The sequence below is a fragment of the Campylobacter concisus genome, assembly GCF_003048675.2.
Taxonomy (GTDB): domain Bacteria; phylum Campylobacterota; class Campylobacteria; order Campylobacterales; family Campylobacteraceae; genus Campylobacter_A; species Campylobacter_A concisus_F.
On sequence record NZ_CP060707.1, the window covers coordinates 1415187 to 1439058 of the forward strand.

The 23872-nt window shown below is 41.2% G+C and carries 23 protein-coding genes and 1 pseudogene; 10 read left to right on the forward strand and 14 right to left on the reverse strand.

Annotation, left to right across the window (positions count from 1 at the left end; genetic code table 11):
* Positions 1-123: 123 nt before the first annotated feature.
* Positions 124-459 (reverse strand): annotated as a pseudogene (locus tag CVT00_RS07100) (c-type cytochrome); the annotation flags it as partial.
* Positions 460-542: 83 nt separating this feature from the next.
* Between CVT00_RS07100 and folD the strand changes: the two are divergent.
* The 3 genes from folD to CVT00_RS07115 are packed head-to-tail and all read left to right on the forward strand — an operon-like array spanning position 543 to position 2947.
* On the forward strand, positions 543-1394 hold the full coding sequence (folD, locus tag CVT00_RS07105; protein WP_107914574.1) for a bifunctional methylenetetrahydrofolate dehydrogenase/methenyltetrahydrofolate cyclohydrolase FolD: 852 nt from the start codon (positions 543-545) through the stop codon (positions 1392-1394).
* A gap of 4 nt (positions 1395-1398) precedes the next feature.
* The gene (gene lepB / locus CVT00_RS07110; protein WP_107914575.1) at positions 1399-2304 is read left to right on the forward strand and encodes a signal peptidase I; all 906 of its coding nucleotides are present in this window, start codon (positions 1399-1401) and stop codon (positions 2302-2304) included.
* Positions 2291-2947, forward strand: coding sequence for a site-2 protease family protein (locus CVT00_RS07115; protein WP_107914577.1), 657 nt, complete (start codon positions 2291-2293; stop codon positions 2945-2947). The genes lepB and CVT00_RS07115 overlap by 14 nt, the downstream gene beginning before the upstream one ends.
* Positions 2948-2965: 18 nt before the next feature.
* Here CVT00_RS07115 and CVT00_RS07120 read toward each other — a convergent pair whose 3' ends face one another.
* On the reverse strand, positions 2966-4351 hold the full coding sequence (locus CVT00_RS07120) for a DUF4139 domain-containing protein (protein WP_107914580.1): 1386 nt from the start codon (positions 4349-4351) through the stop codon (positions 2966-2968).
* A 109-nt stretch (positions 4352-4460) separates the two neighbouring features.
* Here CVT00_RS07120 and rpiB point away from each other — a divergent pair, with 109 nt between their 5' ends.
* From rpiB to ychF, 6 genes are read left to right on the forward strand one after another with little or no spacing between them, the layout of a single operon-like run.
* Positions 4461-4904: a ribose 5-phosphate isomerase B gene (gene rpiB / locus CVT00_RS07125; protein WP_103570293.1), complete on the forward strand. Its 444-nt coding sequence runs from the start codon at positions 4461-4463 to the stop codon at positions 4902-4904.
* A complete protein-coding gene (locus CVT00_RS07130; RefSeq protein ID WP_002939538.1) occupies positions 4901-5233 on the forward strand; it encodes a hypothetical protein in 333 nt (110 codons plus the stop codon). Before rpiB ends, CVT00_RS07130 begins: the two co-directional genes overlap by 4 nt.
* Before the next feature lie 20 nt (positions 5234-5253).
* Positions 5254-5802, forward strand: coding sequence for an adenine phosphoribosyltransferase (apt, locus tag CVT00_RS07135; RefSeq protein WP_103558746.1), 549 nt, complete (start codon positions 5254-5256; stop codon positions 5800-5802).
* Position 5803: 1 nt separating this feature from the next.
* Positions 5804-6409 (forward strand): DedA family protein, encoded by a 606-nt coding sequence (locus CVT00_RS07140; RefSeq protein ID WP_021083652.1) that lies wholly within the window; start codon positions 5804-5806, stop codon positions 6407-6409.
* Positions 6390-7841, forward strand: a complete 1452-nt coding sequence (locus CVT00_RS07145; RefSeq protein ID WP_103558747.1) for a leucyl aminopeptidase — start codon at positions 6390-6392, stop codon at positions 7839-7841. Before CVT00_RS07140 ends, CVT00_RS07145 begins: the two co-directional genes overlap by 20 nt.
* Positions 7841-8944 carry a redox-regulated ATPase YchF gene (gene ychF, locus CVT00_RS07150; RefSeq protein WP_009294641.1) on the forward strand — a complete coding sequence of 368 codons (1104 nt, stop codon included), beginning with the start codon at positions 7841-7843 and terminating at the stop codon, positions 8942-8944. Before CVT00_RS07145 ends, ychF begins: the two co-directional genes overlap by 1 nt.
* 388 nt (positions 8945-9332) lie before the next feature.
* Here the strand turns inward: ychF and CVT00_RS07155 are convergent, their stop codons facing one another.
* Positions 9333-9548, reverse strand: coding sequence for a hypothetical protein (locus tag CVT00_RS07155; protein ID WP_230853736.1), 216 nt, complete (start codon positions 9546-9548; stop codon positions 9333-9335).
* Positions 9549-9813: 265 nt separating this feature from the next.
* Positions 9814-11085 (reverse strand): anthranilate synthase component I family protein, encoded by a 1272-nt coding sequence (locus CVT00_RS07160; protein WP_103558748.1) that lies wholly within the window; start codon positions 11083-11085, stop codon positions 9814-9816.
* 144 nt (positions 11086-11229) lie between these two features.
* Here CVT00_RS07160 and CVT00_RS07165 point away from each other — a divergent pair, with 144 nt between their 5' ends.
* Positions 11230-11970, forward strand: a complete 741-nt coding sequence (locus CVT00_RS07165; protein WP_103558749.1) for a sulfite exporter TauE/SafE family protein — start codon at positions 11230-11232, stop codon at positions 11968-11970.
* A gap of 30 nt (positions 11971-12000) precedes the next feature.
* On the opposite strand, the gene CVT00_RS07170 is transcribed toward CVT00_RS07165, so the two are convergent.
* From CVT00_RS07170 to fliF, 10 genes are all read right to left on the reverse strand, one after another.
* Positions 12001-13461 (reverse strand): class I SAM-dependent methyltransferase, encoded by a 1461-nt coding sequence (locus tag CVT00_RS07170; RefSeq protein ID WP_103558750.1) that lies wholly within the window; start codon positions 13459-13461, stop codon positions 12001-12003.
* Positions 13461-14540, reverse strand: coding sequence for a phosphoserine transaminase (serC, locus tag CVT00_RS07175; RefSeq protein ID WP_107914582.1), 1080 nt, complete (start codon positions 14538-14540; stop codon positions 13461-13463). Before serC ends, CVT00_RS07170 begins: the two co-directional genes overlap by 1 nt.
* Before the next feature lie 2 nt (positions 14541-14542).
* Positions 14543-15709 (reverse strand): exodeoxyribonuclease VII large subunit, encoded by a 1167-nt coding sequence (xseA, locus tag CVT00_RS07180; protein ID WP_107914584.1) that lies wholly within the window; start codon positions 15707-15709, stop codon positions 14543-14545.
* The gene (gene ubiE, locus CVT00_RS07185) at positions 15702-16424 is read right to left on the reverse strand and encodes a bifunctional demethylmenaquinone methyltransferase/2-methoxy-6-polyprenyl-1,4-benzoquinol methylase UbiE (protein WP_103558753.1); all 723 of its coding nucleotides are present in this window, start codon (positions 16422-16424) and stop codon (positions 15702-15704) included. Before ubiE ends, xseA begins: the two co-directional genes overlap by 8 nt.
* 13 nt (positions 16425-16437) lie before the next feature.
* Positions 16438-17844, reverse strand: coding sequence for a CHAD domain-containing protein (locus tag CVT00_RS07190; protein ID WP_230853737.1), 1407 nt, complete (start codon positions 17842-17844; stop codon positions 16438-16440).
* Positions 17845-17978: 134 nt separating this feature from the next.
* Positions 17979-18389, reverse strand: a complete 411-nt coding sequence (locus CVT00_RS07195) for a Fur family transcriptional regulator (RefSeq protein WP_009294652.1) — start codon at positions 18387-18389, stop codon at positions 17979-17981.
* Between the two features lie 71 nt (positions 18390-18460).
* Complete coding sequence (dxs, locus tag CVT00_RS07200; RefSeq protein ID WP_103558754.1) at positions 18461-20287, reverse strand: 1-deoxy-D-xylulose-5-phosphate synthase; 1827 nt, start codon at positions 20285-20287, stop codon at positions 18461-18463.
* Positions 20280-21146, reverse strand: coding sequence for a flagellar assembly protein FliH (gene fliH, locus CVT00_RS07205; RefSeq protein ID WP_107914585.1), 867 nt, complete (start codon positions 21144-21146; stop codon positions 20280-20282). Before fliH ends, dxs begins: the two co-directional genes overlap by 8 nt.
* Positions 21143-22174, reverse strand: a complete 1032-nt coding sequence (gene fliG, locus CVT00_RS07210) for a flagellar motor switch protein FliG (RefSeq protein ID WP_012001435.1) — start codon at positions 22172-22174, stop codon at positions 21143-21145. Before fliG ends, fliH begins: the two co-directional genes overlap by 4 nt.
* Positions 22174-23871, reverse strand: a complete 1698-nt coding sequence (gene fliF / locus CVT00_RS07215; protein WP_103558756.1) for a flagellar basal-body MS-ring/collar protein FliF — start codon at positions 23869-23871, stop codon at positions 22174-22176. Before fliF ends, fliG begins: the two co-directional genes overlap by 1 nt.
* Between the last annotated feature and the right edge of the window lies 1 nt (position 23872).

Below are 23872 nucleotides of genomic sequence, written 5' to 3' on the forward strand. Positions count from 1 at the left end.
TACTGCTTTTGCGCTTGGGGCGACTTTAGCAGGTTCTGGCTGTTTTTGCGTAGCGACAGGTGCTGCTGGCTTAGCCAAATTTTTAGGTGCTACTTTTGCCGCTTTTGCAGGAGGTTTCATCTGATTTGTGATGTATTCATAAAGTATAGTCGTCTCCTCGTCTGTCAAAAAGTAGCTTGGCATGACACCTTTTGGCTTTGTAAGAGCTGCTTTAAAGCTTTCAAAGTCTATATCATTTATCTTTGGTGCTCTAAGCTCATCATCGACCGTTTTGTTTGCCTTTTTATCAAAGTGCTTGTATTTAGAGATCAGGCTGCCCTCGCCCTTTGCGCCGTGACATTTGTCGCATCCTATGCCGCGTGGATTTAGGTAGAGCATCTTGGCGTACTCGGTCTTTGTGATAAAATCAGCACCAAAAATCGCCACGCAAAAAAGCAAAATCAAAAAAACAGACCTCATAAACCTCTCTTTTAAAAATTTAATTTATTTTTAGGTATGATACCACCCTTGTGATTAAAAAAGCTTTTAAGTAAGGATCAAATATGAAAATTTTAGACGGAAAAGCCGTATCTTTAAAGGTCAAAGAAAGCGTAAAAGTAAGAGCCGATGAGCTAAAGAAATTTGGTGTCGAGCCAACCTTGGCCGTCGTCTTGGTCGGCGAAGATAAGGCATCTCAAACATACGTTAGAGCCAAAGAGAAAGCCTGCAACGAATACGGCATAAAAAGCGTGGCTCACCGTCTAAACGAAAATACAACCCAAAACGAGCTTCTAGCACTTATAAACGTGCTAAATTTAGACGATAGCATCCACGGCATCTTGGTTCAACTGCCACTACCAAAGCACATCGATACAAATGTCGTGCTCGCAGCGATCGATCCACGAAAAGACGTAGATGGCTTTCACGCTGTAAATGTTGGCAAGCTTGTTAGCGGGCTTGACGGCTTCGTGCCTTGCACACCGCTTGGCGTGATGGAAATTTTAAAAGAGTATGGCATAGAAGTGGCTGGGCTAAATGCAGTGGTGATCGGCAGAAGCAACATCGTTGGCAAGCCTATGGCAAATTTACTCCTAAATGCCTCTGCAACGGTTACTGTGACGCATAGCAAGACTAAAAATTTAAAAGAAATTTGCAAAAATGCTGACCTCATAGTTGCAGCCATTGGCAAGCCATTTTTCTTAAAGGCTGATATGGTAAAAGATGGCGCGGTAGTCGTTGATGTAGGCATAAACAGACTTGATGATGGCAGGCTTGTGGGCGATGTGGATTTTGAAGAGGTCGCACCAAAATGCTCATATATCACGCCTGTTCCTGGCGGCGTGGGACCTATGACCATAGCCATGCTTTTAAACAACACCATCCTTGCTGCACAGGCAAAAAAAATTAAAGAGTGAGATAATGAAGAGAGCTTTTACTAAATTTTATGACTTTTGCTCGAGCTGGACAGGCACGGTTATCATCGTTTTGCTTGTCATTTTCTTTGTAGCTCAAGCCTTTGTGATCCCGTCTGGTTCGATGAAAAATACGCTTTTGGTTGGGGATTTTTTATTTGCTAAAAAGTATGTTTATGGCATACCAACACCAAGAATTCCTTGGCTTGAGGTGAAAATTTTACCTGAGCTAAATGACAATGGACACCTCATCACAGGTGATGGTCCTGCAAGGGGCGATATAGTCGTATTTCGCTATCCAAACGATGAGAAAACTCACTTTGTAAAGCGCTGCTTTGCAACTAGCGAGGATGAGATCGTTTTTACTGAAAAAGCCCTCTATCTGCGCCCAAAAGAGGGAGATAGCTTCATAAAGGCAAACTGCCGAGAGAATTTAAATGGCAAAGAGAGCAAATTTGGCTACTCATGCAGCGACATAGCCGAGCTTGATGGCAAACTTTTCATAAAAGAGCCGTATAGATTTAGTGGCATCCATTACGACGAAAATGTAAATTTATTTGAGCAGATGGTTTTCATGCTAAATACAAACAAATCAAACGTTTTTATGAAGCCAGCGCTCATTAGCTCACTACCGCAAAATCCAAATTTTAACTTTAATGCATTTTACGTAAAAGTGCCAAAAGATGAATACTTTATGATAGGCGACAACCGCGATCACTCAAACGACAGCCGTTTTTGGGGAAGTGTGGCTTACAAGAACATAGTCGGTCAGCCTTGGTTTATTTATTTTAGCTGGGACAATAACTACAATGTGCGCTGGGAGCGTATCGGACGCTTTGTAGATACGATAGAAAATGATGAGTTTTTCACAAAACAAGCTCTAAAAGAGGGAGAAGTTGATGGACTTCACTAATTTTGACCCCATAAAAGTCGCCACTATCGTCATCTCTTTAATAATCGCCATCGTCGGTCACGAGATCGCGCACGGATATGTCGCTTATAAATTTGGCGACAACACCGCAAAAAGCCTTGGCAGACTTAGCATAAATCCTATAAAACACATCGATCTTGTTGGCACTATCATCGTGCCACTGGTGCTTTATCTAAGCACTGGCATGATGTTTGGCTGGGCAAAACCAGTGCCTGTAAATACCTACACAGTCGTGCGAAATGGCGGATACAAGGCAGCTATCTACGTAAGTCTAGCTGGCATTTGTTACAACATCATCCTAGGCATCTTGTCGCTTTTTGTGTTAAAAGCTTTGCTAAACATAGAAACCTTTGAAATTTTACTTCAGTTTTTATTTACGCTTGCGCTTTTAAATTTGATGTTAGCCATCTTTAACCTCTATCCGATCCCGCCACTTGACGGCTTTCACGCGCTCGAGTATGCGCTTAGAAATTTTGGCTTTCACGCACTGGCAGAAAAGCTTGAGGGTATCTCGCGATATGGCTTTGTCATCCTTATCATCATCCTCGTCTCGCCTTTAAAAGATACTATCTTTTATCCAACAAGATACGTTTTAGATATCGCAAGCGCCTTTATAAATAGCTAAATTTAGAGCAAATTTGCTCTAAATTTTTGGCTTTGTGATCTTATAAGAGTACTCTTTTTTAAATTCCTCTTTTGGTGCAAGACTAAATTTAAGCTCCACCTTGCCATCTTTGCTGATATCTTTTTTATCAAAGCCCTTTGTCTCGACCTTTACCGCCTCGTCAGCAGATACTGGCACGCGATCAACCAAAGTGACATCGACACTCTTACTTGAGTTATTTTTGACACTTATTTCGTAGCCCTCTTCGCTTATGCGGTCTTTGCCAAGAAGCGAGCTCTTTTTAAATTTATTTAATCGCTCTTTTTTAAGCTCGATTAGCTCGTTTTGTCCTAAAAATAACTGCACTGGCTCATCTTTTGCTTTCATCTCAAACTCACTTGGACTACCAACACTCACACCATTAACATAAAACTGCGTTTTAGCTGGAGTTAGATCGTCATTTAGCTTAAAGCTAGCTACGTTATATGCCTTTAGTGAGCCGTAAAAATCAGCAAAAACGCTAAAATTTGCATCCATTTTTTGTGTATCGTAAGTTATATATTTGCTCTCGCCTTTTGCTAAATTTATCCCATCTATCTTCCAAATTTTGGCAAACTCATTTTCATCTCTTTGCACGCGCATATCAGCGACCTCAGCAGCGACTTTCGCAGCTCTTAGCATATTTTTTGAAGCGCCGTAACCATCAGCCTCCGCCTCACTCTCCTCATACCAAGGGTAAAATTTACTTGGAGCAAGTGCCTTTTGATATCTGGTTGGATAGATGGTGAGCTTTAAATTTTTAACTTCACTTGCAAATGGGTTTGTGAGCAAAATTTCTTGTTTTATCAAGATATTTTTGTTTTTTGTGTCTGCATAAATTTCATTTAGCGTCTTTGGGGCCTCATCATCCATATATGAAAGCGTCGCCTCTTTTGGGTCGCAAGCAAATTTCATATCAAGCTGCAAAAATCCAGCCATCTCGCTCTTTGGCTCATTTTCTTTAAGCGCTTCAAGCTCACTTTTAGTAGCTGAAATTTTCTCGATATTTTCTAGGCTAAATTTATAAAACTCATCAGCCCTTTTTGTCACATCGTTACTTTTGTTTTCTTCTACCAAAGCTTGCTCTATAAACCTACCTCTTGCATTTAGCGCCTCAAGCTTGTTATTTAAATTTGCGACTTCTTGCTTCCATTTTATGTAACTTGGGCTATTTTCTTCGCTGATCTTTTTTAGATAAGCATTCGCGTCACAATCCCCATTTATAGTGATGTTCTCACTTTGCACACCATCTGGCACAAAGGCGCTAAAAGAGCTATTTGCGTCACTAAATTTTTGAGTGATGATGGTTTGATCTGTGTAGATCTCTATTAGATTTTCATTTGCAAAGGCTAGCGTAGAAGCCGCTAAAAAGAGCACTTTTTTCACATTTTCTCCTTTAAATTTTTGGTAAATTATAGCTTCATTTTGGCTGAGAGTAAAATTTTATTTTAATGCAACTTTGACTATAATCAACAAAAAATTTAACGGACTTTTCATGAAGATAGACAAAGTTTTCTTAGCTAGCGATCACGCTGGTTTTGAGCTAAAAAACGAGCTTAAAGAGGCTATTAAAGGGCTTGGATACGAAGTGGTTGATCTTGGCACAAACGATAAAAATAGCGTTGATTACCCTGATTATGCGCATTTGCTAGTAAGCAAGCTTGAGCCTAACTGCTACGGCGTGCTAGTTTGTGGCACTGGCATAGGCATATCGATAGCTGCAAACAGGCACGAAAACGTAAGATGTGCCCTTTGTCACGACGAATTTACCGCTAGACTTGCAAGAGAGCACAACGACGCAAACGTGATCGCTTTTGGCGCAAGAGTTATCGGTGCAGGCGTGGCTATCTCGGCGGTTGAAGCCTTTTTAAAGACTGAGTTTGCAGGCGGCAGACACGAAAGAAGAGTCAAAAAAATAGAGCTTGAGGCAGGCAAATGATAGGCGAGTGGATCGTTTTTACCGCTCTTGTTTGTGCTGCGATCTACCTAACCGTCATGGTTTTTTACTTCAAAACGCTTCTAAAAAAAGAGCGTGCGACAAAAGATTTTATGAAAAATAACCTCCAAGATACCGAGGTCGTCATAAGAAAATTTCAGATCCAACTTCAACGAAGTCTAGGCAACATCGACATTTTGACGGACGAGCTAAACAAAACCAAAAACGACGTAACCTCACTTCGCACAAGAAATTCCCAGTACCGCCTAGAAAACGACAAGCTAAGACAACGCATACGTGAGCTTGAGGGCAAGATCGAAGCGCTACTATAACCTCAAATTTAAGGAAATTTATGAAAATTTTAGATCAAAAGGGCAAAGAATTTTTACTAAACTCTATCCGCTGCATAAACGATTTTCCAAAGCCTGGCATAGTTTTTCGCGACATCACGACGCTACTAAATAACAAAGAGGCATTTAACTTTTTGATAGATCATTTGGTGGCTAGATATGAGGACGCAAATATCGACTATATTGCTGGTATCGAGTCACGAGGCTTTATTTTTGGTGCGGCGCTTGCAGCAAAGCTAAGGCTGCCTTTTGTGCCTATTCGCAAGCCAAAAAAACTGCCTTTTATCACGCTTTCTCAAAAATATAGCCTAGAATACGGCGTAGATGAAGTGCAAATTCACATCGATGCTTTTGGAGAAAAAGCAGGCGCTAGAGTGCTTTTAATGGACGATCTCATAGCCACTGGAGGCACTGCAAAGGCTTCAGTTGAGCTTATCAATCAAACTAACGCAACCTGCGTAGAAGCTTGCTTTCTCATAGATCTAGTCGATCTAAAAGGTAGCGAAAAGCTAAAGTCGCTTACTAAAATTTACAGCGTTTTAGAGGTTTAGAATGGAAGAGTTTTTTATAGAACTGCTTAAAGAGTACGGCTACATCATACTTTTTGTCTGGTGTATCATGGAGGGCGAGATGGCCTTAATAATGGCTGGAATTCTCGCTCACACCACGCACATGCACATCGCGCTTGCTATCTTTGTGGCTGGACTTGGAGGCTTTGTGGGAGATCAAATTTACTTCTACCTTGGCCGTTACAATAAAAAATACATCGCCAAAAGGCTTCACACGCAGCGGAGAAAATTTGCAGTGGCGCATATAATGCTGAAAAAATACGGCTGGCCGATCATCTTTTTGCAACGCTATATGTATGGCTTTCGTGTCATCATACCGCTTTGCATAGGACTTACCGGCTATGATGCTAAAAAATACGCCTTTATAAATTTGATCAGCGCTTGGTGCTGGGCGGCGATCACCACCATACCTGCTTGGATACTTGGCGAGCATATATTAGTGCTGCTTCAAAAAGCAAAAGAGCACTGGTATGTCGCTATCCCAGTGGTTGCTATATTTATGGGGCTTTTGATATATACATTTAAGCGCATCGAAAATAAAATTTTAAACGAAAGGAGAGACAGAAGACATGCAGTTTCAAATAGTTGATAAAAAATTAAAAGATATAAAAGCTGATATTGAACTAATTTTCGTAGTAGATAAGGAGTTAAAACATAAATTTATAGGCGATAAAGAGGCTATTAAATTTAACAATTACAAAGGCGATAGCGTCCTTGTCCTAAGCGAGGCAAAAAGAGCTTACGTGCCACTTTCTAAGCTTGATCTTGACGAGCTTAGGGTTGCAGCTGCTAAAGCTTATAACGCACTAAAATCACTAAACATCAAGAGTATAAAGCTAGCTTCTTACGTAGCGGAGTACCAAAGGCTAAGCTTTGAGGCGTTAGCTGAGGGCTTTTTGCTTGGAAGCTATGAATTTAACAAATATAAAGAAAAAAAAGAGAAATACACCCTTAAAGAGATCATCTTTTCTACTGAAGAATTTGCTGGCAAAAAAGTCGATCTAAAAGCTGCAAATGAGGGCTTTAAAGAGGCAGAGATAATAGCAAGTGCTACAAATTTCACAAAAGATATCGTAAATGAAATTCCAGAAATTTATACCCCACAAAAGATGGCCGAGGACGCTTTAAATTTAGCCAAAAACATCGCAAGTATAAAGTGCGAGGTCTATGACGAGAAATTTCTAGCTAAAGAGAATATGAACGCATTTTTGGCGGTAAATCGCGCAAGCGTGCATAAACCAAGGCTCATCCACCTAACCTACAAGCCTAAAAAGTCTAAAAAACGCATCATCTTTGTCGGCAAAGGGCTAACATACGATAGCGGCGGCCTTAGCTTGAAGCCGGCTGATTATATGCTTACTATGAAATCAGACAAAAGCGGTGCAGCAGCAGCTCTTGGCATCATAAAAGGTGCAGCGGAGCTAAATTTACCATTTGAAATTCACGCCATTTTGGGTGCGACTGAAAATATGATCGGTGGCAACGCTTATAAGCCTGATGACGTGCTTATTTCAAGAAGTGGCGTTAGCATAGAGGTGAGAAACACTGACGCAGAGGGGCGTTTAGTGCTGGCTGACTGCCTAAGCTACGCACAAGACTTTAAGCCAGACATCCTAATCGACATGGCAACCCTAACTGGCGCTTGCGTCGTGGGACTTGGCGAATACACAACAGGCATCATGGGCAACAGCGAGAGCCTAAAAAGCGAGTTTAAAAACAAGATAAAAGATAGCGGCGAGTTAGCGACTACGCTTGATTTTAACCCTTATCTTAGCGAGCTTATCAAAAGCCAGATCGCAGACGTTAGCAACTGCGCCTCAAGCAGATATGGCGGCGCGATCACAGCTAGCATGTTTTTAGCTAAATTTATCAAAGATGAGTATAAAGATAAGTGGCTACACCTTGATATCGCAGGCCCAGCATACCGCGAAAAGGCTTGGGGATACAACCAAGCAGGTGCGAGTGGGGCTGGCGTGAGAATGAATTTATACTTTTTACAAGCACTTAGCAAGGAGAATTGATGGGACTTTCAGTTGGAATAGTAGGCCTACCAAATGTGGGCAAATCAACGACATTTAACGCACTTACAAAGGCGCAAAACGCCGAGAGTGCGAACTATCCGTTTTGCACTATCGAGCCAAACAAAGCCATCGTGCCAGTGCCTGATAAACGCTTAAACGAGCTTGCAAAGATAGTTAGTCCTAATAAAATTCAATATTCAACCATCGAATTCGTAGATATCGCAGGCCTTGTAAAAGGGGCTAGCTCTGGCGAGGGACTTGGCAATAAATTTTTATCAAACATCAGAGAGACTGAGCTTATTTTGCACATAGTTCGCTGCTTTGAGGACGAAAACATCACTCACGTCGAGGGCAGCGTCGATCCAGTAAGAGACATAGAGATCATCCAAACCGAGCTAATACTAGCTGACATCGAGCAGCTAAACAAAAAGATAGAAAAGCTCACAAGAGAAGCAAAAGCAAACGCAAAGGGCGCTAAAGAAGCGCTTGAGATAGCAAATTTACTTTTAGCTCACCTAAATGATGGCAAAAGCGCAAGTAGCTTTGAGCAAAGAGATAGCGAGGCATTTTTAGCGCTCAACAAAGAGCTAAGACTTCTAAGCGCTAAAGAGGTAGTTTATGGCGCAAATGTCGATGAAGAGGGTCTTAGCGAAGATAATAAATTTGTAAAAGCGCTAAAAGAGTATGCTAAGGCCTCAGACCACGAGGTGATCAAGCTTTGCGCCAAGGTCGAAGAGGAGCTAATAGGTCTAAGCGACGAAGAGGCACATGAGTTTTTAGCATCTCTTGGCACGAGCGAGAGCGGCCTTGAAAAGATCATCAAAACGTCTTTTGCAAAGCTAAATTTGATAAGCTATTTCACCGCTGGCGTCGTGGAAGTTAGGGCTTGGACGATCACAAATGGCTGGAAAGCGCCAAAGGCAGCAAGCGTCATCCACAATGACTTTGAGAGGGGCTTTATCAGAGCTGAAGTGATAAGCTATGATGACTACATCGCACATGGCGGCGAAAACGGAGCTAAAGAGGCTGGCAAGATGAGACTTGAAGGCAAGGACTACGTCGTGCAAGATGGCGACGTGATGCACTTTAGGTTTAATGTCTAAATTTAGCCCTTTTTGGGCTAAATAGCTAAAATTTATACATAAAATATTCAAGCCTTGGATTGCAAGGCAAATTTAAACTTCTTTGTTGCAAGTTAATAAAATTCTTTTAAAAATACGATAAGTCATAATCTTATGAGCCAATTCAGTCTTAAGAAAAAGTAAAGCCTAGAGAAATTTCGATAGATAAAATAATGCGCTCACTATCTCTTACAAGCTTTCACGTCTATGATAAATTTTAAATACTATGAGTTTATGGATCAAAAACTGTGATACTGTTTTAGGTTTATATAATGAACACGTGAAAACACCACCAAAGTTTAGGCAAATAGACCAATCCTAATAAACAACATTGACCAAGTATAAAAATTTACCTATATGCTTAGCGTATTTATTTTATAAGTCTGATCGCCTCAGTAAATTTTAGCTCTTTATTTTCAAAGAGATTATACTTGGTTGCATTTCTCGCCAAGTATGACAATGTTTGAGCCAAGCTCGAAATTCCTAGACGCTCGCCCTTTTTGATATGTAAATTTTCATACTCATAAATTTGCGTGAAATTTGCCACCACATTTGTCTGGATACGATCATCAAAGCTAAATTTCATCTTGCTAGCGGTTTAGTGTGCCTACTAAAATAGGGTCGTTACAGCTAGGATAAATTTATCTTAGCATTAGTTATTCTTTTTAAAGCCAAACAACGCAAATTTGCTCTTGCAAATTGATTTGCCACCTTGCAAATTTAATTATTTATCTTTTTGCAAATTCTTTTTATTGTCCCTATACGCCATAAAGCATGCACATATAAAAACAAAAATCGTTATGGCTAGGATTAAATTTTGCCCTGGCATGAAAGCCTCCTACTTTGTAAATTTAAACCTCTTTTGCGCTGTTTTTAAAGACATTTACCACGCTGGCTCTTTTGTGGCAAATTTCAGCGTACTCTTTTTCGCTTTTTGAGTCATAGACTATGCCAGCTCCAGCTCCGACAAAGACGTCGCTAAAGCCGTTTTTAGCTGGCACAAAGATGGCTGAGCGGATGAGGATCGCCACTTGTGCGTCGCCGTTAAAATGCAAAAATCCAATGCCTCCGCCATAGATATTTCGCTCAAAAATTTCAAGCTCATTGATTATCTGCATCGCTCTGATCTTTGGCGCACCGCTTAACGTGCCAGCCGGGAAGATGCTAGCTAGCACGTCAAAGAGATTAAGCTCTCTAGCGCACTTGCCATAGACGTCGCTAACGATGTGCATCACTTTTTCAAATTTCTGAATATGCATCGCATTTTTCACGACCACACTCTTTGGCTCTGAAACCCTGCCGATGTCGTTTCTGGCAAGATCGATTAGCATCTTGTGCTCAGCGAGCTCCTTTTCGTCACTTAAAAGCTCATTTTCAAGTGCCGCATCAGCGTTTGCGTCACCGCCTCTTGGCCTTGTGCCAGCGATCGGCGCTACAAAAATTTGCTCCCCTTTCATCTCAAAAACAAGCTCAGGCGACGAGCCAACCACATCGCCATAAGGCGTAGGAAAATGAAACATATATGGGCTTGGATTTGCAGTGGCTAGCCTTTTATAAAAGTCCAAACTGCTCATATTCGTTGAAATTTCAAGTAGCTCGCCAAGCACCACTTGAAAGACATCACCGCTTCTTATATACTCTTTTGCCACCTCAACCATTTTTTCAAAGTGTTTCTTTTCTTCACTAAGATCAGTTTTTATGCTAAATTCACACTCTTTTTCGCCCCTGTGCTCTGCCTTTAAATTTAACAAAAAGTCATAATACCTCTCTTTATCTCCATAAAAAGTGTAAATTTTACTCATCTTATCAAAGTGCAGATATGCTTTAGCATCGGCATAGATAAATTTTGGAAATTCATATTTTTTAGTTTTCCCTTCGCCGATATACTCGAAATATCTCACGCCATCATAAGCAAAAACGCCAAAAAGCCCAGCAAAGGGTGCGAGCGATTTGTTACGATTAGTATCAAAGTAGCTTCTAAGTCCGTAAAAGTCCATATCTTTTTCGTCGATATATTCGCAGTCGATGCCGATTATCGTCTGTGTCTTGTCTTCAGCAAGGTAGCTATTTTTAAATTTCTCTCTGATCGCTTCATAATAAAAAAGTGGTTGTTCTAAGAGCATCTTTTTCCTTTTAAATTTTTATTGATTATAAAAAATTTTCGCTTTTATTTTTTAGAATTTTGGCTAAATTTTTAAATTTACGCCTTTTTTACTATTTTTTTAAGAGCCCCTTGGCTAAAATTTGCACCAGTCAAGGGAGAAAAAATGCTTTTTGTAGAACTTTTTATATTAGGTATCGGCGTTGGTTACATAGCTGGATTTTTTGGCATCGGTGGCGGCACAGTCGTCGTTCCTATCATGGTTGCCTTTGGATACGGCGTCAAAGATGCCATTGGCATAAGCGTCATGCAGATGATCTTTAGCGCGACATTTGGCTCGTATCTAAACTACAAAGCTGGACTTTTAAAGCTAAACCGCGGCGTATTTTTGGGGCTTGGGGGTCTTGTGGGAGCAAGTTTTAGTGGTATCATCGTATCGCACGCGCCTGCACTCTTACTTGAGTCTATGCTTCTAGCAACATTTGTCTTTTCGCTTATAAAACTATACTTTTCACCAAACAGCGACGGCTCAAATGCAAATAATTCGCTCTTTTTGCTATTTTTAGTTGGCGTTTTTGTTGGCGTTTTTGCCATTAGTATCGGCATCGGCGGAGGCGTATTTATCGCTCCTATCTTGGTAGGCTTTTTACGCTACGAGCTAAAAAAAGCGGTCTCAATGGGCGTATTTTTCGTTATGTTTGCAGCCATCGCGGGCTTCATCTCACTCTCGCTAAATGGCCATATCTCATACGCTGAGGGCGCATTTTTAGGCCTTGGCTCGCTAATAGGCGCATACTTTGGCACCAAAAAGACGCAAAATACCGACAAAAAAACACTTAAAAAATGGTTTTTGGTCTTTTACATAGCGATGATATGTTTGATATTAAAAGATATGTTTTTTGAGTAAGAGCATGGCTAAATTTGCCACGCTCTTTTTTTAAATTTCTTCAAAAAAGTAGGCTTCGCTTAGTTTAAAAGCAAGCTCTTTTAGCTCATCTTCGCTTAAATTTACGCCCTTTGCAATCTCTTTAAAGCTAGCCTTGCCGTCAAATTTCAAGGCGGCTTTGATCTCTTCAACGCTTAAGCTAAGCTTGCCATTTAGCTCATTAGCGAGCGAGATGACTGACGAGCTAGTATTTAGAAAATAGCCCAGATATGCCGCTGCCATAGGCTTTAGCCTAGTTTTTTTAGGCTCATAATCAAGCGTAATAAGTTTTGATGATGAAATTTTAGTGTTTTGATCATTTAAAATTTCAAGTAGTCCCATAAAGCCCTCGCTCTCGCTTTCACCAAGAGCGGCTTTGACCTCGTCTAAATTTAGGCTTTGTGGATAAGCTTTGCTTAAAATTTCTTGCGTTTTTGTCCTTGGTTGCTCGCTAAAGTAGGCAAAATTTAGGCTATTTAGCTCGCTCTCTCCAAGCACCGCGTCAAAGTCATCAGTGCCATTTAGCCTTTCTTTGTGAGCGATGAGGCTTTTTCTAAAGGATCTATTAAACAAAAAGTCGTTTAGCTGCTCTTTTTTGATACGAGTGTTGTAGCTTTGCTCGATGTGCGCGTCAAATCGGTAAATCCCGGTCGAGCTTGCAAAGATATCGTTTAGTGAGGCGTCTATGACGTAGCAAAGTCCGTGTTTATCGATGTGTCTAGCAAATTTATGAAAGTAAGTTGGCTCGTTACTCGCCTCCAAAAAGTCGTGCAAGATATAGTAGTCGCTACCCTTTGCGATGATGCCTTGCAAGAAATTTAACTGCGTCAAAAGTAGCTTCATGCTGTCTTTATAGACAACGTCGCTTTGGTTTTGCAGGCTAAATTTCAAATAATCCTGCAAGAAATTTAACTCTTCTTTGACGTGAGGAAGTGAGTCTTTATCGCCCCTATTTGCGCTCGCAAAGAGCATGAAATCTCTTAAGATATCAAGGCTCTTCCAGCCTGGGTAGGTGTTATAAGAGACGTAGGCGATGCCATCTTTGCTAAGTAGCGCCTTTATCGTTGCAAGTAGCGCGTCTCTCACGTTTGGGCTCACCCAACTATAAACGCCGTGAGCGATGATGTAGTCAAACTCGCCAAGCTCTTTGATATCGTGCTCATTCATATGCAAAAAGTCGCGCTCAAGAAGGGTGAAATTTTCTAAATTCATCTTCTTTGCGATCTTGTTGCCCTCTTCTACTTGGTGGCTTGAGATGTCGATGCCAACGACCTTTGCCTCTTTGTGCGAAGCTGCAAATGGCAAGATGTTGCCACCGTATGATGAACCAAGCTCAAGCACTCTAGCGTCTTTTAAATTTGCCGCCTTTAGCCCTAGAAATTTAGCAACCGCCTCTATCCTAACAGGCGAGCAGTCGCTAAATGCAGCTGAGAAATAAGGAATTTCATCGTAAGCTTTTTTTGCCTTATTCATTAGCCGTGCTTTCTGGCAAATTCTCTCATAAACTCGCCAAGTTTCTCGACGTCGCTTTGACTAACGGCGTTATAGATAGAGGCTCTTATGCCGCCAAGATGTCTGTGACCTTTTAGTCCAAGCATGCCCTCTTTTAGCGCTTCTTCGACAAAAACTGGCTCAAGCGCATGATCTTTTGGTATCGTAAAGCTCACGTTCATATCTGATCTGCTTGATTTTTTGGCATGTCCCACGTAAAAGCCATTTGAGCCGTCTATTATGCTATAAAGCGTGCTTGCTTTTTTGGCATTTATCTTCTCAACCTCGGCAAGTCCGCCAAGATCTAGTAGGTGCTGCATGGTTAAATTTAAAAGATAAATTCCAAAAGTTGGCGGTGTGTTGTAAAGTGAGTTTGCCTCTACGTGCGTTTTGTAGCGTAAAAACATAGGGACGTTTTGGCTGCTCACGCGATCAACTAGATCTTTTCTTAAAATGACGATAGTCACGCCGCTTGGGCCTGCATTTTTCTGAGCGCCGCCGTATAGCAAGCCAATACTGCTAAAATCAAGCGGTCTAGCAAAAAAGTCGCTCGAAGCATCGACAACTAGGGGCGATTTGGTCTTTGGCATAGCCTTATACTGCGTGCCATAAATCGTGTTATTTGAGCAGATGTAGGCGTAGTCGGCGTCATCGCTAAATTTAAACTCAGGTATGTAAGAGAAATTCTCATCCTCGCTGCTTGCAACGACATCTACATTTACGCCAAGCACTTTAGCCTCTTTGATCGCTTTGTTTGTCCAAACGCCAGTATTTGCGTACTCGGCCTTGCCACCTTGATATAAATTCATCGGTATCATGCTAAATTGCAAGTGTGCGCCGCCTTGCAAAAATAAAATTTCATACTCATCGCCGATGCCATAAAGCTTTCTTATCTTATCCATCGCGCCAAAGTGGATCTCCTCAAAGGTCTTGCTTCTGTGGCTGATCTCCATGATCGAGTAGCCCTCGCCTCTGTAGTCGGTAAATTCGGCTTTTGCGTGCTCTAAAACATCTAATGGTATCGCGCTTGGGCCTGCGCTAAAGTTGATTTTTCTACTCATTTTTACTCCTTGATAATTGCTTTTTTATGTGTATTTTGCGAGATAAGCTCGATCTCATCATTCAAATTTAAATCCCTAAGATCAGCCCTCTTGCCATCTTTTCTAACCTCGATAAGCCCCTTCGTGCTCTCAAAAAAGAGCTCCCTCATCTCATAAGCCTTCTCAAGCGAGCCAAGAGCTGAGCCAAGAAGCAAGAGCTTTCTTTGCACGGCGTTTGTTAGGGCATTTTGCTTGTTTGCCACCTCGCTAAATTTTAGCTCGATCCTAGCTTTTAGGGCGTTTGATGAAAATTTAGAAAGTAGTAAATTTAGCAGATTTTGCTTCTTTGTGATCTTTAAATTTAATGCGCTATCAAGATCGTCGCTGAGCCTATCAAGATACTGGAAAAACGCCTCTTCATCAGGCAATAGATCAAGCATGGCTGCACTTGGCGTAAGCGATCTGCGGTCTGCCACAAAGTCACTTATAACGTAGTCGATCTCATGTCCGATAGCGCTTATGACTGGCGTTTTGGTAGCGTAAATTTCACGTGCTAGACCCTCGTCGTTAAAGCACCAAAGATCCTCTTTGCTGCCGCCTCCACGAGCCAAAACGATCACATCAACGCCGTATTTATCGGCCCTTCGCAAGGCTTTTATAAGCGAGCTTGGAGCACTTTCGCCCTGAGTTAGCGCGTCAAATATATAAATTTCACTTAGCCTCCAGCGGCTCGTGACGACTTTTAGCATATCCTGAAGTGCTGCTGAAGTGGCGCTTGTGACAAGGGCTATTTTTTTAGGTAAATTTGATATCTCTTTTTTTGCGCCGATGTCAAAAAGCCCCTCGTTTTCGAGCTTTTCTTTAAGCTGTCTAAACGCAAGCTCAAGCTCGCCCTCACCATCTGGCAACATAGCACTAGCCACTAGCTGATACGACCCACTTGGCGAATAAATGGTCACTTTGCCATAAATTTTGACCTTTAGTCCCTCTTTTGGCAGGAATTTTACCTTTTGGTTATTCATACGATACATCACAGCTGAGATACTTGACTTTTCGTCCTTTAGCGTGAAGTACCAGTGCCCAGAAGCGTGCTTTGTTAGGCGCGAAATTTCGCCACTTACCTCGACATAGTCAAGCGTAGCTTCAAGCAGTGCCTTTGCTTTTTCGTTTAGCTCAGATACGCTAAGCATTGATCTCTTTGACCTTTTTGGCGATAAATAGTGTCGAGATATCCATGCTAAAGCCCTTGCAAAGCTCTATCTCAAAGCCAGCCTCCACAAGCTCATCGCAAAAGCTCTTTGCATCGAGGAAATTTTCTATCGAGCTTGGCAGATACTCGTATGCCTCTTTGTTTTTCGAGATAAAGCCGCCTATACTTGGCAAAATTTTACTTAAGTAAAAATCTCTTAGCGCAGTTATAAAGCCCTTTTTCTGGCGCTTTGTAAATTCAAGCACGACGACGTAGCCTCCCTTGTCCAAGACCCTATTAAACTCTCTTAGTGCAGCCTTTCGCTCGACCACGTTTCTGATGCCGTAGCTTATACTTAAAATTTGAGCTTCACCGCCTGCAAGCGTCGTATTATCAGCATATGCCTCTATAAATTTAAAATTTGGAAATTTCGCCCTCGCCTCTTTTAGCATACCGCTTGATGGGTCGATGCCAGTTAGGTTTTTTATCTCCACATCAAATTCTTTTGAAATTTCACTCCAAAGCCCCATCATATCGCCAGTGCCGCAAGCCACGTCGACGATATTTATGCTTTTATTTTTAAAAATTTCTAGCATATATCTGCAAGCAAATTTCCTCCAGCTCACATCCACGCCAAGGCTTAGCACCCTGTTTGCGACGTCGTAAGTCGGGGCGATCTGATTAAACATATCAACTATTTTTTCTTGTTTTTGCATAAATTTTAGACCTTTATATGTAGTAAATTTTTAAATTTCGCGAGATCTTGCGAGTTGCTTTTATAAATTTAAGCCGCTTTTTTAGTATCTCTTCTCTGGTTTTGTAAATTTGTTTGTAAATTTTGCTCTCAAGTTTTTCTTTGCCGGCAACCTCTGGCAAGCGCTCTAAGATGCCCAGCCAGACATCATAGTCTTGAAGTGCGCCAAATATCTCTTGCATATCTTTTAGCCGCTCTTCATACTTTTTAATCCCGTCAAAATAAAAGATCTCACTCAAAAACTCGTAGGCATATCTCACCTTTTTAAGCTCGATCCTGATCTTGTGAAAGCTATCATTTGGGCAGTCTTGATCTAGGCTTTTTAGTCTTTTTTGAGCCAAAACTAGAAGCGTTCTTAGCTTAAACGAGCCAAGGCGCGAAAGGCTCACGTCAAAGAGCTTTGACCTGTAAAACTCGCCCTCGTTTAAAAATATCTCCCACTCTTTTAAAAATGCGTAGTTTTCCTCGTCGCTAAGGTAACTTTTAACGTTTTCATACTCTAAATTTAGAGCCTTTTGCACAAAGTAAATAAGCTCATTTGCGTGCTTTTGCTCGCTTAAAAAGTCTAAAAATATGTCTAAGTCTCGCTTTTTGTTGGTTGAATTTGCCAAAATTTTAAAATTCTCTCCAAAAAAAAGCGTCACCTTCTCATCAAAAACTCCGTTAAAAATTTTAAGTAGCGACCTAACTTTTCTTAAATTTACTCGCAGGTTGTGTAAAATTTCTTCGTCGTGATCTTGCAGATAGTCACTCTTTAGCCTCTTTATATCTTTATATATGCTTAAAAATAAAGCTCTAAGTGCCTCGCCACTTTTTAAATTCGCAGTAAAATTTGGTGAAATTTCTTTGTTTTTAAAGACATTGTAGGCTCTTTTGTAGTCGATTTGTTCATTTTCATTTGCGTGAATGGCAAGAAATTTGTTTTTATATCTTTTATCGCAGGTAACATCGGCCTTACAAAACTGCTCCAAAAATGATGGCAATTTAAAATATACAGCCTCATTTTCATCACTAAATTCTATCTCAAACGTGCAAAGCCCATTTAAGTCATCTTTAAAAATATCGATGTTGCAGGGATTATTGTTTAGCCAAAAAATGTATCTATCTTTTGTGATGACGCGTCCAATGCGGTTTTTTAGAGCCTTTTTAAACTCCGCTTTTTCGCAAAATTCCTCATTTTCTTCTCTTATAAGACCTTTGCCGACCTTGATCGTTTTTATAAATTTACCCTCTTCACTTCTGAAGCGGATCTCTTCATTTTGCGTGATCTTGGTATAAAACTGAGAAATTTCAAGGTGCTTAAAGCTTACTCCAGCATCTTTTAGAAAATCTAGAATTTGAGAATTTTTGAGTAAAAATTTACGCTCTATCTCCAAACCCACATTTTTCTCCGAAATTTTTTGTTTATTTTAGCAAGTTAGTGCTTAAAATAATGAGAAAAAGCTAATTTCAGGCTTGTTTGAAGTGTTTTATGAAGAAAAAAATTTATGTTGCGTGATGCAACATAAATTTTGCCTTATCGGCAGTGCTTACAGCTTTTTACGCTAGCAACGATATTTAGGCGCTCGATGATATTACCGATCTTTTTTTCAAGCGCCTCTTGGTATTTGCCAAGCTCTGAGTCATCATAGCTCATATCCTCGACGCTACCGCAGTTTTCGCAAACCACGTGGATATGCGGATGCTCGTAAATGTCATATCTCGCCTTTTGATTTACGATATTTACTTCAACCACAAGACCCTCATCTTTTAGAGTGTTTAGGTTTTTATAAACAGTTGCGAGCGAAACTGATGGATTTTCTTTCAAAATTTCATCATAAAGCTCATCGATCGTTGGATGTGTGTGACGATCAAGAATTCTCAAAACGCTAAGACGCTGCGGCGTTACTTTAAGCCCAGACTGTTTTAGCAACGATACATATTGCATAATTTTCCCCTATACAAATTTTTGCTTTATGCTAGCAAAAGTAATATTAAACGTTTCTTTATTAAATGATATTAATTATTCTCTAGTAATTTTTGGGTAATTTGCTCAGCGCTTATGCCAAGGCTCTTTTCAACCTCAGCTGTCGAGCCGTGCTGGATAAATTTATCGTCATATTCAAAGCTAACAACGCTTACATTTGAGATGCCATTTTCTTGTAAAAATGCACTTACGATCTCGCCAACACCGCCTTTTTTAGCGCTATCACTAAAGATATACCACTTTTTAGTGCGTTTTGCAAGATCCAGTAAAAGCTCTCTATCAAGTGGCTTTACAAAGACTAGATCAACGAGGATAGCTTCAAGCTTGCCAAATAGTAAATTTCTAACCAAATTTGCCTTGCCAACGCCGTTGCCATAGCCTAAAAACGCGATGTCACTCTTTGCGTCAGCTAAAATTTCACCCTTGCCAAACTCTAGCGGCTTAGCCTTAAACTCACCTCTTAAGATAAACGCCCCACGCGGATATCTAAACGCGCTGACACCTTTGTAAGAGTAGGCAAATTCCATAACATTTTTCATGCTCTCTTCGCACCTTGGAGCAAAAAGAACCATGTTTGGCACAGCGTTTAAAAAGCTAATATCAAAAGCACCCTGATGCGTTTCGCCGTCTTCGCCCACGATGCCCGCCCTATCCATCGCAAAAGTTATGTTTAAATTTAGTATAGAAGTGTCGTGAATGACCTGATCGTAGGCTCTTTGCATAAAGGTCGAGTATATCGCAACAAATGGCTTAAAACCCTCTTTTGCCATGGCCGACATAGAGGTAACTGCGTGCTGCTCGGCTATCGCCACGTCCCAAAAGCGGTCTGGAAACTCATGTATGAGCGCGTCCATGCCAGTGCCTGTTGGCATCGCAGCCGTTACGCCAACGATGTCGCTGTGCTCTCTTGCCATCTTTAAAAGATGCTCGCTAAAGATCGCCGTGGCTGACTTGTTTGACTGTCTTTTGATAAATTCGCCACTTTTTAGATCAAACGGCCCAACTCCATGCCAATTTTCATAGTAACCCTCGGCAAATTCATACCCTTTACCCTTTAGCGTCTGCACGTGCACGATGACTGGCTTTTTCATATTTTTGGCTGTTTCAAATGTGCTAAGAAGCGCTGAAAGGTCGTGCCCATCGACTGGGCCTATATACTCAAGTCCAAGCTCTTCAAAAAACATGCCAGGAGTGATGAGCCTGATGCCCTCCTCCATGCGTCTAGCCATGTAGGCTGCGGAGTCTGGCATGTAGCTTAAAAAGCGCTCGACCCTGCCTTTAAATTTTTGATAAAACTGCCCAGCCATCATCTGACTTAGATACTTGCTAAGCGCGCCTATTGGCTTACTTATACTCATCTCGTTGTCGTTTAGGATGATGACGCAAGGATATTTTCTGTCCCCCAGCTCATTTAACGCCTCGTACGCCATGCCGCCACTTAGTGAGCCATCACCTATGACTGCCACTGGCAAGCGCTCTTCATTTTTTAGCTTGATCGCCTTTGCAGCGCCGACCGCAAGCGATATGGACGTCGAGCTGTGGCCTGCTACAAAGTAGTCAAATTTACTCTCGCTTGGCTTTGTGTAGCCGCTGATACCGTTAAATTTCCTAAGCGTATCAAAGCTATCCCAGCGCCCAGTTAGTAGCTTGTGCGCATAGCTTTGGTGGCTCACATCAAATATAAACGGATCTTTTGTAACGTCAAAAATTTTATGCATCGCAACGATGATCTCGACTGCGCCGATATTTGAGCTAAGATGACCGCCATTTTTACTAACGGTAGCTAAAATTTTATCTCTGATGTCGTGGCAAAGCGCGTTTAGCTCATCGACATTTAGGCTTTTAACGTCTTTATTCATTATTTACCAGCATTTTTAGCTTTTCAAGCCTTGTTTGCATCGTCGCATCGATGTTTCCGCCCTCGCTTATTATCACTACGCCACCTTTGCTTATGGCATCATCAGCGCTTACTTTTACGCGTTCGTTTTTACTAAACTGCTCTTTTAGATACTCGCTATCTTCAGGATTAACGCGAATTTCTATATTTTTTACGTCGCTTAGCTCTTTTATAAGCGAATTTGCTAGGTGATGAGCGATCTGGCTAGATGCGCTTGAGACCTCTTTTTCTATCACCTCTTTTGCGATCTTTATCGCAGTTTGGCCAAGCTCTTCCTCGCTCTTTTTCAAAAACTCATCAAATTTAGCGTACTGCTCATCTAGTTTTGCAGCTGAGGCACTAAATTTAGCCTCAAGCTCTTTTATCTTTGCCTCATTTGCAGCATTTGTTTGAGCTATGCCTTCGTTTTTGCCATCCTCTTTTGCACGGGCGATCTCAGCTTCAAGACGCTTTGCAAATTCGCTCTCTTGATTTTCTATTTGCATTTGAAGCTTGATGATGTTGCTGCTTAGCTCATCTGTCTTTTTAAGCAGCTCCTCGACAAAGCTAGAGTCAAATCCAGGCTGGTGAGCTTGGCTATTTTGAGACTGAGGTGCAAAGTGATTTTGCATATTTGGTTGCACTGGGTGCGGCATCTGAGGTGCGAAATTTTCACCACCTTGCTCTAAGCTTTGTTCATTTAGCTCTTCACTAAGATTATTTTCTTCTATCAAAACAGGTGTGCTATCTTGGGCTCTTTCGTTACTTCCAAGCACCTTAAATCTATAATTTTCTATAAAGTGGGCCGGTGAGGTCTCACTTGTTATTACGCTACTTTTCATTCTATCATCTCATCTGCTTCGCCAACTTGGAAGACACCTTGATCAGCTAGACCTTGAACGACCTCAACGATGCGTCTTTGCGCCTCTTCAACGTCTTTTACACGCACAGCGCCAAGGTATTGCATCTCCTCTTTGAAGGCTTCGGCTGCACGCTGAGACATATTTGATAAAAATTTATCCTTAATGCCATCACTTGAGCCCTTAAATGCAACCATAAGGTCCTTTTTATCGACGTTTTTGAGAATTTCTCTAATCGCAGTTGCGTTAAGGTTGATAATATCTTCAAAGGTAAACATAAGCTCTTTGATCGTTGTAGCAAGCTTATCGTCGCTTTGTTCGATGCGTTCAATGGTGCTTTTGCTAGCTTTTTGACCAAGTCTGTTAAGCACTTCTGCCACGGCTCTTGGGCCACCAACCTCGACCTTGTAAGATGTGAGGCTTTCAAGTTTGCCCTCAAGCACTGTTGAGACACGCTTGATGACTGATGGGCTGATCTCACCAAGGTTTGCCATCCTGATCACAACCTCGCTTCTTAGCTCATCTGAGAAGAAGCTTAGTGTCTCGGCAGCACTTGTTGAGTCCATGTGGGCAAGGATTAGCGCGATGGTTTGAGGGTGCTCTTTTACGATGAAGTCTGCGAGCTGTTGTGGTTTTATCTTATCAAGATAGCCAAAGCTCTTTGAGTTTTCCATGCTTTTTGCAAGCTTGTCTAAAATTTTCTGAGCAGCCTCTGGGCCAAATGTGCGGTATAAAATTTCTTTTGCATACTCTAAACCACCGCTTCTCATATATTGATTTGACTGCATGAGAGCGTAGAATTCTTCCAAGATAGCACCTGCTACTTGCTTGTCTATATTTTTTGCAGTTGCTATGTAGCCTGAAATTTCAGTGATGACATCAACATCCATATGAGAAAATATAAGAGCTGTCGCCTCTTCGCCAAGCTGGATTAGTAAAATAGCGATCTTTTCTGGCATCGAAAGATCGTCATATATCATCTTTTGCTTATCGGTTAGTTTTATAGACATCAAATTTCCTTACGCATGTTAAAGTCACTATCGTTTTTAACCATATCTTGGAGTAAATTTGAAATTTCCTCACTTCGCTCGGTGACTACTATCTTCATCTTTTCAAGAAGCACGTCGTATTTTAGCTCGTCCTCGTTAAATTCACCACTAAGTCCAAGCTGCTCCTCGACCTTCTTGCGAGCGGCTTTAAATTTCTCAAGCGTATCTTCAGCATCCATCTCGATCTCTTCAAGATCGTCCTGGGCTTGCTCCTCTTCTTCTTTCGTCTCTTCAAGCATCTTTTGCATAAATGGCACGATGACTTTTTTGTAGAAGATGTAGAGTAGAAGTGCTGCAAAGATGTATTTTAGTAGTGGCAAGAAAGGCATCACGTAGTTATTCATAAAGCCATCCATCTTCTCGCCAGTGCTGACATCTTTGCCAGTTTTAAACTCGAAGTTATCTAAGCTTACCTCATCGCCTCTATTTTGATTGTAGCCGATTGATTGTTTGATTAAATTTGTGATTGATTCTCTTTGCTCTTTGGTAAGTGGGGCAAATTCAAGCTCGCCAGTTGGCTTGCCATCTTTGTCCTTTTTGCTCTGATAAAGTCCGTCTATAACGACAGCTGCGCTTACTCTGTTTATGCTAGCAAACTGCCCTTTGACATTTGTCACTTTCTTTGAAATTTCGTAGTTTGTCTGCTGTGAGCTTTTGTTGTACTGCTCTTTTAAAGTGCTATCATCTAGTCCTTGAACTGGACCTATGTTACTAACCGCACCTGGGACGCCACCCACTTCATTTGGAGCTGAGCCTTGACGCTTTTCTTCGATGTTGCTCTCGCTTCTTACGACGTTATTTGGGTCATAAACCTCGCTTTTTGTATCTTTTTTATCAAAGTCAAAGTCGATATTTACCTTTGCTACGACCTTATCTGCCCCGCCTACTATAGGAGCTAGGACATTTACGATCTTTTGCTCGTAATTATTTTCAAACTCGCGCTTATAACGGATCTGCTGAGCTATGGCATCACTATCAAACTCACCATCTTCATCGCCAAGTGCGACGCCATCTTGATTTACTATCTTTACATTTTCTGTGCTTAAATTTGTAACAGAGGCGGCGACTAGGTTTTTAATGCCAAAAATTTGCTTCGCATTTAGGCTGACGCCTGGCTTTAGCTCGACTACGATCGATGCTGTCGGTAGCGACTGGCGCTCGGTAAATACACTCTCTTTAGGTATGGCTATTCTTACGGTTGCTTTTTGGATAGACGAGAGGCTCTCTATCGTTCTAGCTAGCTCACCCTCAAGCGCTCTTTGAAATTTAACCCTTTGCTCGGCATCAGTAGCTCCAAATTCTTGCTTGTCAAAAATTTCAAAGCCGATCTTGCTCTCTTTTGGTATGCCAAGCGTCGCAACCGCGATCCTCTCTTTATAAACATCACTTGTTGGCACAAGGATAGTGCCTTCATTTGCTAGTTTATACTTTATACCATCTTTGTTTAGCTGATCGACTATTAAGGCTGAGTCGCTTGGGCTGATGTTTTCAAAAAGGACGCTATATCCTGCAAAGCTATCACTTTTACTTTTGTAAAGCGTTAAAAATACCAAAAAAGCCACAACTAAGACGATCGAGCTGCCCGCGACGATCTTTTGTTTTAGTGAAAGCTTTTGATAAATTTGACTTATTTGATGAAGTAATGCCTTAAAATCCATA